This window comes from Cryobacterium breve, from assembly GCF_027594785.1.
GTDB classification, from domain to species: domain Bacteria; phylum Actinomycetota; class Actinomycetes; order Actinomycetales; family Microbacteriaceae; genus Cryobacterium; species Cryobacterium breve_A.
In genome coordinates this window covers 2622297-2635575 of sequence record NZ_CP075584.1, presented here as the reverse complement: position 1 = coordinate 2635575, position 13279 = coordinate 2622297, and the positions used below count along the sequence as shown (strand labels likewise).

The 13279-nt window shown below is 69.3% G+C and carries 13 protein-coding genes and 1 pseudogene; 9 read left to right on the top strand and 5 right to left on the bottom strand.

Going from position 1 to position 13279, the window contains the following annotated elements:
* Nucleotides 1-47 precede the first annotated feature (47 nt).
* Nucleotides 48-740: a YczE/YyaS/YitT family protein gene (locus KIV56_RS12925; protein ID WP_281533759.1), complete on the top strand. Its 693-nt coding sequence runs from the start codon at nucleotides 48-50 to the stop codon at nucleotides 738-740.
* Between the two features lie 36 nt (nucleotides 741-776).
* Here KIV56_RS12925 and KIV56_RS12920 read toward each other — a convergent pair.
* Nucleotides 777-1565, bottom strand: a pseudogene (locus KIV56_RS12920) (MerR family transcriptional regulator).
* A 108-nt stretch (nucleotides 1566-1673) separates the two neighbouring features.
* Between KIV56_RS12920 and KIV56_RS12915 the strand changes: the two are divergent.
* From KIV56_RS12915 to KIV56_RS20475, 3 genes are read left to right on the top strand one after another with little or no spacing between them, the layout of a single operon-like run.
* A complete protein-coding gene (locus KIV56_RS12915) occupies nucleotides 1674-2762 on the top strand; it encodes a hypothetical protein (protein WP_432432555.1) in 1089 nt (362 codons plus the stop codon).
* Nucleotides 2644-3588 (top strand): DUF4097 family beta strand repeat-containing protein, encoded by a 945-nt coding sequence (locus tag KIV56_RS12910; protein WP_281533758.1) that lies wholly within the window; start codon nucleotides 2644-2646, stop codon nucleotides 3586-3588. The genes KIV56_RS12915 and KIV56_RS12910 overlap by 119 nt, the downstream gene beginning before the upstream one ends.
* Nucleotides 3585-4418, top strand: coding sequence for a PadR family transcriptional regulator (locus KIV56_RS20475; protein WP_432432554.1), 834 nt, complete (start codon nucleotides 3585-3587; stop codon nucleotides 4416-4418). Before KIV56_RS12910 ends, KIV56_RS20475 begins: the two co-directional genes overlap by 4 nt.
* Nucleotides 4419-4545: 127 nt before the next feature.
* Here the strand turns inward: KIV56_RS20475 and KIV56_RS12900 are convergent, their stop codons facing one another.
* Nucleotides 4546-4830: a hypothetical protein gene (locus tag KIV56_RS12900; RefSeq protein WP_281533757.1), complete on the bottom strand. Its 285-nt coding sequence runs from the start codon at nucleotides 4828-4830 to the stop codon at nucleotides 4546-4548.
* Nucleotides 4831-4935: 105 nt separating this feature from the next.
* On the opposite strand from KIV56_RS12900, the gene KIV56_RS12895 reads away from it, so the two are divergent.
* The 4 genes from KIV56_RS12895 to crcB all read left to right on the top strand — a co-directional run bounded on the left by KIV56_RS12895 (nucleotide 4936) and on the right by crcB (nucleotide 8538).
* Nucleotides 4936-5409 carry a MarR family winged helix-turn-helix transcriptional regulator gene (locus tag KIV56_RS12895; protein WP_281533756.1) on the top strand — a complete coding sequence of 158 codons (474 nt, stop codon included), beginning with the start codon at nucleotides 4936-4938 and terminating at the stop codon, nucleotides 5407-5409.
* 162 nt (nucleotides 5410-5571) lie between these two features.
* Nucleotides 5572-7761, top strand: a complete 2190-nt coding sequence (locus KIV56_RS12890; RefSeq protein ID WP_281536149.1) for an APC family permease — start codon at nucleotides 5572-5574, stop codon at nucleotides 7759-7761.
* A gap of 4 nt (nucleotides 7762-7765) precedes the next feature.
* A complete protein-coding gene (locus tag KIV56_RS12885) occupies nucleotides 7766-8173 on the top strand; it encodes a fluoride efflux transporter FluC (protein WP_281533755.1) in 408 nt (135 codons plus the stop codon).
* Nucleotides 8170-8538, top strand: coding sequence for a fluoride efflux transporter CrcB (gene crcB, locus KIV56_RS12880; protein WP_281533754.1), 369 nt, complete (start codon nucleotides 8170-8172; stop codon nucleotides 8536-8538). Before KIV56_RS12885 ends, crcB begins: the two co-directional genes overlap by 4 nt.
* 14 nt (nucleotides 8539-8552) lie before the next feature.
* Here crcB and KIV56_RS12875 read toward each other — a convergent pair whose 3' ends face one another.
* On the bottom strand, nucleotides 8553-9638 hold the full coding sequence (locus tag KIV56_RS12875) for an NAD(P)-binding domain-containing protein (RefSeq protein ID WP_281533753.1): 1086 nt from the start codon (nucleotides 9636-9638) through the stop codon (nucleotides 8553-8555).
* A gap of 186 nt (nucleotides 9639-9824) precedes the next feature.
* On the opposite strand from KIV56_RS12875, the gene KIV56_RS12870 reads away from it, so the two are divergent.
* Nucleotides 9825-10058 (top strand): DUF3073 domain-containing protein, encoded by a 234-nt coding sequence (locus KIV56_RS12870; protein WP_134446236.1) that lies wholly within the window; start codon nucleotides 9825-9827, stop codon nucleotides 10056-10058.
* A gap of 403 nt (nucleotides 10059-10461) precedes the next feature.
* Here KIV56_RS12870 and purM read toward each other — a convergent pair whose 3' ends face one another.
* Entirely contained in the window at nucleotides 10462-11565 is a 1104-nt protein-coding gene (gene purM, locus KIV56_RS12865; RefSeq protein ID WP_281533752.1) for a phosphoribosylformylglycinamidine cyclo-ligase, read from the bottom strand.
* A 22-nt stretch (nucleotides 11566-11587) separates the two neighbouring features.
* Nucleotides 11588-13258 (bottom strand): amidophosphoribosyltransferase, encoded by a 1671-nt coding sequence (gene purF / locus KIV56_RS12860; protein WP_281533751.1) that lies wholly within the window; start codon nucleotides 13256-13258, stop codon nucleotides 11588-11590.
* Nucleotides 13259-13279: the final 21 nt, after the last annotated feature.

Genomic DNA, 13279 nt, shown 5'->3' with positions numbered 1-13279 from the left:
GATTGGCTACTTGATCACAGGCCACTTGTGCAATTGGATTGGTTTCCATGACCCGTCGCCTCATCCAGCTGCTTATTGGCCTCTTCCTGTACGGCATCGCGATCGCGCTGATGGTGCGCGGCGCGATCGGGGTCGCGCCCTGGGACGTGCTCACCCAGGGCATCGACGGCCACACCCACCTCGGGTTCGGCCTGCTGACGGTGATCCTGAGCGGCGTCGTGCTGCTCTTCTGGATCCCGCTGCGCCAGAAGCCGGGCGTGGGTACCGTGATCAACGCGCTCCTCGTCGGCCCGTCTGTGGATGTCGGCCTCTGGCTCGTGCCGGCGGGTCTCGACCTGTGGCTGCGTGCGCTGCTCTTCGCGGCGGGCGTGCTGCTGCTCGCCGTCGCGACCGGCCTCTACATCGGTGCACACCTCGGCCCCGGGCCCCGCGACGGCCTGATGACCGGCCTGCACCGCCGCACCGGCTGGCCGATCTGGATCGTGCGCACCGGCATCGAGGGCACCGTGCTCGCACTCGGCTGGGCGCTCGGCGGGAATGTCGGCATCGGCACCGTGCTCTTCGCGGCGCTCGTCGGCCCGCTTTGCCAGTGGACCATCCCCCGCCTCGCCCTGCCGCTCCCGGCGCCCCGGACGCCCGCGCCCGCTTCACTCGCCCCCGCACCCGAGACGCCTAACCAATTCGACGGAGATTTTGGGAAAATTGCGCCTGGGAGCGCTCTTTCGGGGCCAAAAACGTAAAAATTCCGTCGAATTGGTTGGGGGCGGATGCCGCGGTTAGAGGTTGCGGTCGGCGTACGCCTGGAGGGCCGCGCGCACGAAGGCCGCCCCGGCGGGGCCGCCGTAGTTCGCGGCGAAGCGCTCGTCGGCGACGTACATCTCGCCGAGACCCGTGAAGTACTCCTTCGAGGGCCCGTGCCGCCCGGCCCGCCGCCGGGGGTGCCCGGGATCGCCCGCAACCAGTCGAACTGCCGCTGCGCGAGTGCCTGGGCTTCGGCTCCCGCGGGGTCGAGCCCGCCCGTGGCGCCAGGGGCTTCGGAGGCTGAGGCCGCCGCACGCCAGTCCGCGAGGAGCCTGCGCCTGCCGCCCCTGCCACTCCGCCTTCTCCGCGGCGCTCATCCCGCGCCACCAGGCGTCGCCGTTCGCCCAGGCCGCGGCGCCCCAGCGGCGCTCGACCTCCTCCTTGTGTTCGGTGTGATCGAATCCGTCGAACATGTTCTCTGCCATGAGCTGTTCCTTCCTATTCAGGGTAGTGATGGTGTCCTCGACCGAGCCGATCTGGCGATCGAGGCGGTCACGCTCGCCGCGCAACCAGGCGAGGTGCGCGCCAAGGGCACGGGCGGCATCCGTCTCGTTGTCGAGCACCTCGCGAATGCCGGGCAGCCCGAGCCCGAGCGCGCGCAGCATCAGGATGCGCTGCAGCCGCACGAGCGCCACGGCGTCGTAGTAGCGATAGCCGTTGACACCGATGCGGCTCGGCGGAAGCAACCCGACGTCGCCGTAGTGCCGCAGGGTGCGGCTCGTCGTCGACGCGAGCCGCGCGATCTCCTGGATCGACCAGTCCATGTTCACTTCCCGTCCGTTGTGTTCTCCTGGCGTTGTGTTCTCCACGATAATTCTTGACGGTGCGTCAAGGTCAAGCCGTCTCCCGAATCGAATTCGGTACCATGTGGCATGCACGACACGACCCGGGCAACGGATGCCGCGGCGCGGCCCCGCGCGCGCCTGGCGATCCGCCTCGTGCCCGCCTCCCTGGTCTCAGCGTCAGCGGTGCTGCTCTTCGGAGTGCACACGCCGGTCTCGATCCCCGCCGGTTATCTGCTCCTCGGACTCGCCCTCGCGGCGGCCGTCGTCATCGACCGCCCGCTCGCCCGGGACCTGGCGCTCGTCGCCCTCGGCCTCCTCCTGATCAGCACCATTTCCCTCGCCGCCAACATCGACTACCCGAACATGGCGCTGATGGGGACGGTGCTCACGCTCGCGGTGCTCCTGCCGTACCTGGTCTCGCGCCACGTCTACCGCGAGCGGGCGATCCGGTTCCCGATCCGCACCGGGCGACCCTGGACATCCGCCGCGCTCGGATACCTGGTCGTCGTGATCGCGCTCGGCTATGCGATTCTGCCGACCTATTTCATCCGCTCTGGTGCCTTCCAGAACTGGCCGACCGTCACCGCACCGGATGAGATCGGGCGCCTCTTCGTCGGCGTGGGCTTCGTCGGAATCTGGGACGAGCTCTTCTTCATCTGCACCGTGTTCGCGCTGCTGCGCCGGCACTTCCCGGACTGGCTCGCGAACCTGCTCCAGGCGGTGATCTTCACCTCGTTCCTCTGGGAACTCGGCTACCGCGCCTGGGGCCCCGCTGATCACCTTCCCCTTCGCGCTCCTGCAGGGCTTCACCTTCGCGCTGACCCGGTCACTCGGCTACGTCATCGTCGTGCACCTGCTCTTCGACCTCGTCGTCTTCCTCGTGATCGTGCACGCACACACCCCGGCCTGGCTGCCGATCTTCCTCTACTAACTGCGCGCCCACGCGCACGGGGGTTGCGCACCGCTGAAACGCGATATATCGTGAGTTACACCAGACGCGATATAGCGCGAAAAAGTTTCCGGCATCCACAGCGGATGCCCACAGAAGGAGCACACAATGGCACTCGAAAAATGGCTGGTCGCCCCCGGGCAGACCCGGGTGATCGACGTCGAACTCGTCAACCGGCTCAAGGTCGGGCTGATCGGCGGCAAAGTCGACATCATCGGCCACGATGAACCGTTCACCCGCGTCGAGGTGCACAGCGTCAGCGGCAAGGACCTGCGCATCTCCCTCGACGGCGACACTCTCGAAGTCGACCACCCGCAGTTGCGCTGGGACAACTTCATCGAGGTCTTCGCCTCCTTCCGCGGCAGCGCCCGAGCCGACGTGAGCATCACCGTCCCGCGCGACGTCGCCCTCAAGCTCGGCGTGATCTCGGCCGGAGCCCTCATCACGGGCCTCCGCAGCGACGTCAAGCTCAACACCGTTTCGGGCGACCTGGTCGTCGACGGCGTCACGGGCGACATCGAACTCAACGCGATCAACGGAGAGATCTCGGTCAGCAACCACTCGGGCGACATCACCGCGCACACGGTCTCCGGCGACGTTACCGCGAGCGGCAGCATCCGCCGGTTCAGCGTCGACGGCGTCGCGAGCAACGTGTTCCTCGACCTCGAGGGGTCGCCGGACACCGTCAACACGAACACCGTGAGCGGCAACCTCACCGCCCGCGTCGAGGCCGGCCTCCCGATCAAGTACCACCTCAACACCGTCTCGGGCGTGCTCCAGCTCGACGACCAGACCGTGAAAAGCACCTTCGGCAAGGGCTACGAGTCGAGCACGGGCGTGCTCGCGGGCAGCTGGCTCGAACTGCACGCGAACTCCGTCTCGGGCGACATCTCCGTCGTGCGGCGTCCGGCCGCGGCGACGGATGCCCCGGCGAGCGCCGCCGCCGGCTCCGGGACCTTCGCGCCCGCGGCATCCACCGCCCCGGACTCCGGGGCAGCGGGCCAGGGAACGACCGCCGGACCGGACGGCACCACGACGAAGGCCTCGGCATGACCCCCGTCTTCGCCCACGGCAGCCTGCGGCTCTACCTGCTGAGCCTGCTCGCCGAGCAGCCACGGCACGGCTACGAGCTGATCCAGGCGCTCAGCGACCGCTTCGGCGGCACCTATATCCCGAGCGCGGGCACGATCTACCCGCGACTGGCCAAACTCGAGGAAGAGGGCCTCGTCACCAAGTCGACGGATGGGCGCAAGACCGTCTACGAGATCACCGACGCCGGACGCGCCGAACTCCTCGCGCGCGGGGGCGACCTCGACGCCCTCGAGAACGAGGTCACCGACTCCGTGCGCCGGCTCGCGGACGAGGTGCGGTCCGGGGTCGCCGCGGCGATGACGAGCCTGCGCACCGACCTCGCGGCGGCCGCCCGGCAGGCCAGAGACGACGCCGGCTTCGGAGCGGGCGGGCGAGGACGTGGGGGTTCGAGTCCCACCACCGGTTCCGCCGTCCCGGGCACGGGCGCTGGTGCCGGTACGGGTGCCGGTACGGGATACCCGGGCGCGGACAGCCCCGCGGATGCCGCGGGTTCCGCCGGCGCTGCGGGTTCCGCCGGCGCTGCGGGTTCCGGTACCGCAGGCTCGGCTCCAACGGGTGCGGGTTCGGCCGGGGCGGAGGGCCAGGATTCGCCGAACGGGACAGATCGTCGCCTCGAGTCCAATCGCGCGCTACGTGAGGCCGACCTCGTGCTCAACGAGTTCCGCCAGCAACTTCGCGCCGACCTGCGCAAGCAGGCCGTGCACGCCCGGGTGCCCGCCGCGACCGTCTCGGACCTGCGCGCCCGCCTCGCCGAGGTGCGCGCCGGCATCCTGGACGCCCTGCCCCGCTGACCCACGCCGCGCCCGTCCGCGAGAGTACACTTTTGGCCCTTTAAACCAGTGGTTTAAAGGGCCAAAATCGTACTCTCGCGGAACGGAACGCACGCTTCTGGGGAAGGGTCGGGAGCGGCGTGCGGAATCAGGGGGCTGCGGGGGCTGGGTGATGGATCTGGGTGCGTTCGCCCGAGCGGTCGATCTCGTGCCTGCTCATCAGTTCGCCGCAGATCGGGCAGGTCGCCTCGGCGCGCTCCGCCTGCTTCTGCTCCGTCGTTTCCGTCGTGTACGGACCGAGCGGCGGCGGGCCGATCCACGGCAGCAGCGTGCGATTCAGCCAGGACACGGCGCCCAGGAGGCCGTGTTCGCCCGACGCGTTGTCTTCGGAATCGCCCGGCTTGCCGGTTCCTCGTCTCGGTGCGCGTGTCATAATGCTTAGTGTACTAATCAATTACGATGAGTGGACTAACCATTTCCGTCGAGTCAGCCGAACAGTAGGGCACGTGACGAACCGATGACACAGGATTCCCCGATAGTGGCGGATTCCGCTCGCGCGACCCCCGGTTCGACCGTGTCGGCGCCCGACCTGCTCCGCCTCGAGGACCAGGTCTGCTTCGCCCTCGCGATCGCGTCCCGCAGCGTGGTCTCGGTCTACCGTCCGATCCTCGAGCCCTACGGCCTCACGCATCCGCAGTACCTCGTGCTGCTCGCCCTGTGGGAGCGCAGCCCTCGTTCAGTCTCCGACCTCAGCACCGAACTGCGCCTCGAGCCCGCGACCCTCTCCCCGCTGCTGAAGCGCCTCGAGACCGCCGGCCTGGTCGCCCGCAGCCGCAACACCCACGACGAACGCGTCCTCGACATCACACTGACGGATGCCGGCCGAGCGCTCCGCGCCGTCGCCCTCACCATCCCGCCGCGCATCATCGACAGGCTCGGCATGACGCTGGACGAGCTCACCGCCCTCCGCACCTCGCTCTGGCGGGTGATCGACGCGGCACAGTCCCCTTGACCCGCGAAAGCGGGTGAATCGTCGTTTTCGCTACGGCAAACCGACGATTCACCCGCTTTCGCGGAACATCGGGATGAGAAACGGGGGTAATTAAACTCGCGGGGGGCTCAGCTTATTCCGGGAAGTTTGACAGTTGTGCCCAACGGAGTAGTGTCATCCCTCGTGACACCAGACGGCTCCCAAGCGCCAGAAACTCGCTCCGCGAAGCGGTGGATCATCGGCGAACCACTCTCGACTGAGCACCTCGAGGGTCAACTGCTGCCCAAACACCTCGCGCTGCCGATCTTTGCGAGCGACCCGCTGTCGAGCGTCGCGTACGCCCCGCAGGAACTCCTGATGATCCTGACCCTCGGCGGGCTCGCCTTCCTGAGCTTCGCCCCCTGGGTTGCGGCCTGCGTCGTGCTCCTGCTCGTGGTCGTCGTCGCGTCGTACCGTCAGCTGATCAAGGCGTACCCCTCCGGTGGCGGGGACTACGAGGTCGCCTCGAAGAACCTCGGCGAACGCGCGGGCCTCCTCGTCGCATCCGCCCTGCTCGTCGACTACGTGATGACCGTCGTCGTCTCGGTGGCGAGCGGCGTGGACAACATCATCTCGGCCGTTCCGCAACTCGTGAACTTCCGGGTCGAGCTCGCCGTTTTCTTCGTCGTGGTGCTCGCCGCGGTCAACCTGCGCGGCGTGCGCGAGTCGAGCAAGGCCTTCGCCTTCCCGACCTACCTGTTCATCGCGAGCGTGATCCTGATGGTCGTCGTCGGCCTCGTGCGGGTCGTCTTCGGCGATGCGCCCGTCGCGGAGTCCGCAAGCTACGGCGTGCACGCCGAGAACCTGGCCCAGTCGGCGTTCATCCTGCTGCTGCTGCGCTCCTTCGCGAGCGGATGCTCCGCCCTGACCGGCGTCGAAGCGATCGCCAACGGCGTTCCGGCGTTCAAGCACCCCAAGGTCAAGAACGCCCAGCGCACCCTCGTGCTGATGGGCGGCATCGCGATCGTGATGTTCATCGGCCTGACCGCCCTCGCGCTGATCGCGAAAGTGCACTACGCGGAAAGCCCCTGCGACCTGGTCGGCTGGGCCGAGTGCGCGACCTCGCCGCAGCGCAGCCTGATCGCCCAGATCGCCGCGGCGACCTTCGGCAACAACTCAATCATGTTCTTCGTGCTGCAGGCCGCGACGGCGGCCGTGCTGCTGCTCGCCGCCAACACCGCGTTCAACGGCTTCCCGCTGCTCGGCTCCGTCCTCGCGAAGGACTCCTACGCCCCGAAGTCGCTCAGCACCCGCGGCGACCGCCTGATCTACTCGAACGGCGTCGTGCTCCTCGCCCTGTTCGCGGTGCTGATCCTGATCGTCTTCCAGGCCAACCTGACGGTGCTGATCCAGCTGTACATCATCGGCGTCTTCGTGTCCTTCACCCTCGGCCAGACCGGCATGGTCAAGCACTGGCTCACCCTGCTCAAGACGAACCCGCCGAACCGCGCATCCATCATCACGAGCCTCTCGATCAACGGCTTCGGCGCCGCCCTGACCGGCGTGGTGCTCATCGTCGTCACGATCACGAAGTTCACCCACGGCGCCTGGCTCGTCTTCGTGATGATGCCCGTGCTGTTCACCCTGATGCTCGGCGTCAACCGCTATTACCGCGACGTCGCCAAGGAGATCGAAGTCGACCCGGACACGACCTTCGGCTCGACCGGCGACCACGCGATCGTGCTCGTCGGCAAGATGCAGAAGCCCGTGCTCAAGGCGCTGGACTACGCGATCGCCGCGCGGCACGAGGGCATCGAGGCCGTGCACATCTCGATCGACGAAGAAGAGACAAAACAGCTGCAGCGCGACTGGGTGCGGCAGAACATCCAGGTACCGCTGCGCATCGTCGAGTCGCCGTACCGGGACATCAGCTGGCCGCTGATCAGCTACATCAAGGAGCGCCGCGCGGCGCACGGCTCCGAGGTCGTCACCATCTACACCCCGATCTACATCGTCGGGCACTGGTGGGAGAACCTGCTGCACAACCACAAGGCCCGGCGCCTCCGCCAGAAGCTGATGCTCGTGCACGGTGTCACGATCGCGCTCGTGCCCTGGCTGCTCGACTCCTCCGAACTCATCTACGGTCGCAGGTCCCGCCCGATCCCGGGCCAGGACCGTCGTGGCGAGCCGGTGCGCCCCCGCCCGATCCCCCGGCGCCCGCTCGCCCCGGCGACCTCTGCTCTCGAGATCCAGGCGGCTGCCTCGGCGGCCGCAGCGGCGAAGACCGGCTCGGGTGCGGCATCCGCTGCCGGTGCCCCCGGCAAGGCGGGAGCCGCCGCGGGTCGCCCCGGGCAGCCCGCCCGCCCCGGCGCCCGGCGCCGGAAGCGCAAATAACCCGGTGCGGAACGCACTGGCCGTGTTCGCCGGCGGTATCATCGGCACGGCCCTGCGGCTCGGCATCGACCGTGCGCTGCCGCACAGCGATACCCAGTTCCCGGTCAGCACCCTGATCATCAACACCCTCGGGGCGTTCGTGCTCGGCTGGCTCGTCGCCGGCCTCTGGACCCGCCCCGCGGTGCCCGCCTGGCTCAAGCTCCTGCTCGGCCCGGGCGTGCTCGGCGCCTTCACCACGTTCTCGGCCGTGATGGTGTCCCTCGTCTCCCTCGGCGCGGCCTCGTCGTGGCCGCTCGCGGGCCTGTACCTGCTCGCGACACTGCTGCTGGGGTTCCCGGCGGCCTTGCTCGGCGTCTCGCTCGGCGGGCGCATCCGTCATCTCCCCTCAGCGGATGCCGGGGCCCGTTCGTGAACGCCCTCGTCTTCGCCGCCGTGGTCGCCGGCGGCGGTGCGGCAGCCGTGGTGCGGTACTTCGTGTCGCGCGCGCTCCCGGTGGGACCGGGCCGCCTGCCGATCGGCGTGCTGATCGTCAACGTGGTCGGGGCGCTGCTCGGCGGCGTGATCCTCGGGCTCGCCGAGCGCGCCGTGCTCAGCAGCGACCTGCGGCTCGTGCTCCTGACCGGGGTCTGCGGCGGCCTGACGACGTTCAGCACCTGGAGCGTCGAAACGATCGACCTCGCACTCAAGGGACGCTGGCGCTCCGCCGTGCTCAACCTCGTCGGCACCCTGCTGCTCGGCATCGCTGTCTGCGCCGCCGGCTACCTCCTCGCCCGCTGAGCCGGGAGAACGGGTCAGAGCAGGGCGAGCACCTGGCGGGCGATCACCCGGCCGGCCCGGTGCGCGCCGATCGTGCTCGCCTGCGGCCCGTACCCGGCGAGGAAGATCCGCGGGTCGGTCCAGCTCGCCCCCGACCCGACGACGAGCCCGCCATCCTTGGCGCGAAGCTTCAGCGGCGCGAGGTGCCGCACTTCGGGCCGGAACCCGGTCGCCCAGATGATCACGTCCGCTTCCGTGAAGCTGCCGTCTGCCCAGCGCACCCCGGTCGGCTCGATGCTCGCGAACATCGGCCGGGCGGTGAGCACGCCGCGCTCGATCCCCGCGGCGATCCGGCGGCTCACAGGCACGCCGGTGCCGCTCACGATGCTCGGCAACGCCCGACCGGACCGGGCCGCCTCGTCCTGGGCGGCGACGGCGGCCGAGGCCCCCTCGAGGTCGAGCTGTTCGGTGTGCACCCAGTCGATCGGGCGCCGCGAGGCCCAGGTCAGCTCGGCGGCGACGTGTTCGAGCTCGAGCAGGAAACCGATAGCGGATGTGCCGCCGCCGACGACCACGACCCTCCGGCCGGCGAAGTCCCCGGCCGCCCGGTAGCCCGAGGTGTGCAGCTGCTGCCCGGCGAAGCGCGCGGCCCCCGGGTAGTGCGGCACGAACGGAGCCCCCCAGGTTCCCGAGGCGTTGACGAGCAGACGGGCGGTGGTCTCGTGGTCGCCGAACCCGGGCGACGCGCTCCGGATCACGAGGTCTGCACTGCGATTGAACACGGCGGTGACGGTGACGGGTCGCACGACCCTGAGGTTGAAGTGCTCTTCGTAGCGGCGGTAGTACTCGGTGACGACGTCCCTGGCCGGGCGAGTGCGGTCGGCCGTCGCAAAGCTCAGGCCGAGTTCGCTCATGCCGGGCAGGTCATTCACCCGGTGCGCCGATCCGAGACGGAGTCCCGCCCAGCGGTGCTGCCATGCGCCGCCCGCGTGCGGGCCACGGTCGAAGAGCACGAAGTCGCGGCCCGGAACCAGCTCGAATGTGCGCAGGTAGTACGCGACCGCGAGGCCCGCCTGCCCCGCTCCGATGATGACGACGGGAACGCTCGCGTCACTCGACATCGCGTCCCCCTCTTCACCAGCGTACGTCCGGCGTAAGATCACTGTGTGCGGAGCGGTTCATCCTCCGAGCCACAATCGGGCCTTCAGGCCCACCATGCTAAACTAGCGCCTAGTTTTCACCATTCCGTTCGGCAACTCCCGGGTGACTCATTCCTCACCTGGCCTGGCATCGTTAGGGGGTCTCGCATGGGGCGCGGCCGTCAAAAAGCAAAGCACACCAAGGTCGCCCGTGAGCTGAAGTATTTCAGCCCGGACACCAACTACAACGCGCTCGAACGCGAGCTCACGGGGCATCCCGTGGACGACGAGCGTCTCGACGAGGACCTGGCCAAGTGGCCGGAGTACGAGCCGGGTACCTCCGAGGAACCCGACCGATACGTCGACACCTACGCGACCGAAGACGAGCAGAAGCGCGCCTGACCGCCGTCCACTGTCACGGGCGCCGCTCTCGGCGCCCGTTTTGTGTGCGCCGGAACCCGCACCGCGCTGAGCGCGCGGCACCCAGCGAGTTGGCAGCATTCACTCATACGCGTCGGCACTGCTGACCGAGCGTCGCCGTTTCCGCCGAGGCGACCTGGCGCACGGGCGACTCTCGGCGCATGCGGCGACGCTCGACGGATGCCGCGACGCTCGGCGCATCAGACGGGCACGGCGTGAGTCCGGTCCGGCGGGTACATCTGCGAAGGCGGGCGGGCGCGGCAGGACACGTTGAGCGTCGCCGTTTCCGCCGAGGCGACCTGGCGCACGGGCGACTCTCGGCGCATGCGGCGACGCTCGACGCATCCGGCGGGCGACGGCGGATGCCGCGGCGCGCGCAAGCCGGTCAGGCCGCGTAGCCGCCGACCAGGCGCACGGCGCCGCCGTTGACGCCCTTGGCGCCCTGCACGAAACCGGTGAGGTCGTGCGGGGCCGTGGACACTCGTCCGGCGACCCAGGCCGGGATTCCGTCGGCCGCGAGGCTCGCGATGACCGAGGACGCGGCATCCGCTGCGACGACGGCGAACATGCCGACGCCGAGGTTCCAGGTGCCTTCGGAGCTCTCGAGGGTGCTGCCGGCGAAGGCGCTCAGCACCCGGAAGACGGGGTCGGGCGACCAGGTGGACCGGTCGACTTCGACCCACGCACCGATCGGGAGCACGCGCGCGAGGTTCGCGGCGATGCCGCCGCCCGTGACGTGGCTGAGCGAGTGCACCGCTCCGGCGAGTTCGGGGTCGGCGAGCACGCTCAGCAGCGGGCCGGTGTAGAGCCGGGTCGGCTCGAGAAGGATTTCGCCGACGACCCCGCCGAGTTCGCTTGAGGTGTCGGTGTAGCCGATGCCCCGTTCGGCGAGGATATGCCGGACGAGCGAGAAGCCGTTGGAGTGCAGGCCGGAGGAGGCGAGCGCGACGACGACGTCGCCCGCGCGGACGCGCTCGGCGCCGAGCACCTGGTCGCCCTCGACGACGCCGGTGGCAGCGCCCGCGACGTCGTAGTCGTCGGGGCCGAGGAGTCCGGGGTGCTCCGCGGTCTCTCCGCCGATGAGGGCGGTACCGGTCTCGGCGCAGGCGCGGGCGATGCCGCCGACGATCTCGGCGATGCGCTCGGGCACGACCCGGCCGCAGGCGATGTAGTCGGTCATGAAGAGCGGGCGGGCGCCGACCACGACGATGTCGTCGACGACCATGCCGACGAGGTCCTGGCCGATGGTGTCGTGCTTGTCGATGGCCTGGGCGATCGCGACCTTGGTGCCGACGCCGTCGGTCGAGGTCGCGAGCAGGGGGCGCTTGTACGCGGTGAGGAACGACGCGTCGTAGAGCCCGGCGAAACCGCCGAAACCGCCGAGCACTTCCGCTCCGTGGGTGCGGGACACGGCCGCCTTCATCAGCGAGACGGCGAGGTCACCCGCCTCGGTGTCGACTCCGGCTGCCGCGTACGATGCGTTGCTCATTCTTGTCTTCCTGGATCGCCGATCATGAACTGTCCCTGGGTGCCGCGCACGGGGTTCGCGTGCTCGCCCGCATCGAAGCCGGGTCGAGGAGCGGTTCGTACTCGGCGTCGGGGCCCGGGTCGCATCCGTCTGATGTGCGGTTGGCCTCTGCTGCGGCAACGGATGCCGCGCTCGCGACGACCGGGGACCCGGTGGACGCCGTCGACCGGGTCGAATCGGTCGATCCGGCCGGGGCGGTGCGCTCGAGCAGGTTCTTGCCGAGGTGCAGGGAGTCGGGGAGCGGGATCGGGTACACGCCCGTGAAGCAGGCCGTGCAGAGGCGTTCGCGCGGCTGCTCGGTCGCGGCGATCATGCCCTCCGGGGAGAGGTAGCCGAGGGAGTCGGCGCCGATGGCCTGACGCACCTCGTCGACGCCGAGGCCGGTCGCGATGAGTTCGGCCCGGGAGGCGAAGTCGATGCCGTAGAAGCAGGGCCAGGTGATCGGCGGGCTCGAGATGCGCACGTGCACCTCGGCGGCGCCGGCCTCGCGGAGCATGCTGACCAGGGCGCGCTGGGTGTTGCCGCGCACGATCGAGTCGTCGACGACGATGAGGCGCTTGCCCTTGATCACGGCCTTCAGCGGGTTGAGCTTGAGCTTGATGCCGCGCTGGCGGATGGTCTCCGACGGCTGGATGAAGGTGCGGCCGACATAGGAGTTCTTGACGAGGCCCTGGCCGAACGGGATCCCGGAAGCCGCCGCATAGCCGATCGCGGCGGGGGTACCCGACTCGGGGGTCGGGATGACGAGGTCGGCCTCGACCGGGTGCTCTGCGGCGAGCCGGCGGCCCATTTCGACCCTCGCCTCGTGCACGCCGCGACCGGCGATCGTGGTGTCTGGCCGGGCGAGGTAGACGTATTCGAAGACGCAGCCGGCGGGCTTGGACTCGGCGAACCGCTGCGAGCGGAGACCGTTCTCGTCGATCGTGACGAGCTCCCCGGGTTCGACTTCGCGCACGAAGCTCGCCCCGACGATGTCGAGGGCCGCGGTCTCGGAGGCGACGACCCAGCCGCGCTCGAGCCGGCCGAGGACGAGCGGGCGCACGCCCTGCGGGTCGCGCGCGGCGTAGAGGGTGGTCTCGTCCATGAAGACGAGGCAGTAGGCGCCGCGCAGCCGGGGCAGCACCTCGAGGGCCGTGGCCTCGAGGGTGTGGTCGAGGTCCCCGGTGAAGAGCGCCGTGATCACGGCGGTGTCGGTGGTGTTGCCGCGGGCGAGTTCACCCTCGACCTTCGGGTAGCGCTCGTGGACGAGCTGGAGCAACTCGGCCGTGTTGGTCAGGTTGCCGTTGTGGCCGAGGGCGACGGTGCCGCTCGAGGTACGGCCGAGGGTCGGCTGGGCGTTCTGCCAGCTCGAGGATCCCGTGGTCGAATAGCGGGTGTGCCCGACGGCGATGTGGCCGAGGAGGGTGCTCAGGGCGGCCTCGTTGAAGACCTGCGAGACCAGGCCCATGTCCTTGTAGATCAGGATCTTGGTGCCGTCGCTCGTCGCGATTCCGGCCGATTCCTGGCCGCGGTGCTGGAGTGCGTACAGCCCGAAGTAGCTGAGCTTGGCCACCTCTTCGCCGGGAGCCCAGACGCCGAAGACACCACAGGCATCCTGTGGCCCCTTCTCGCCCTGCAAGAGATCGTGACCGAGAAGTCCGTCGCCACCAGCCAAATCGATGCCTCTTAACTATCG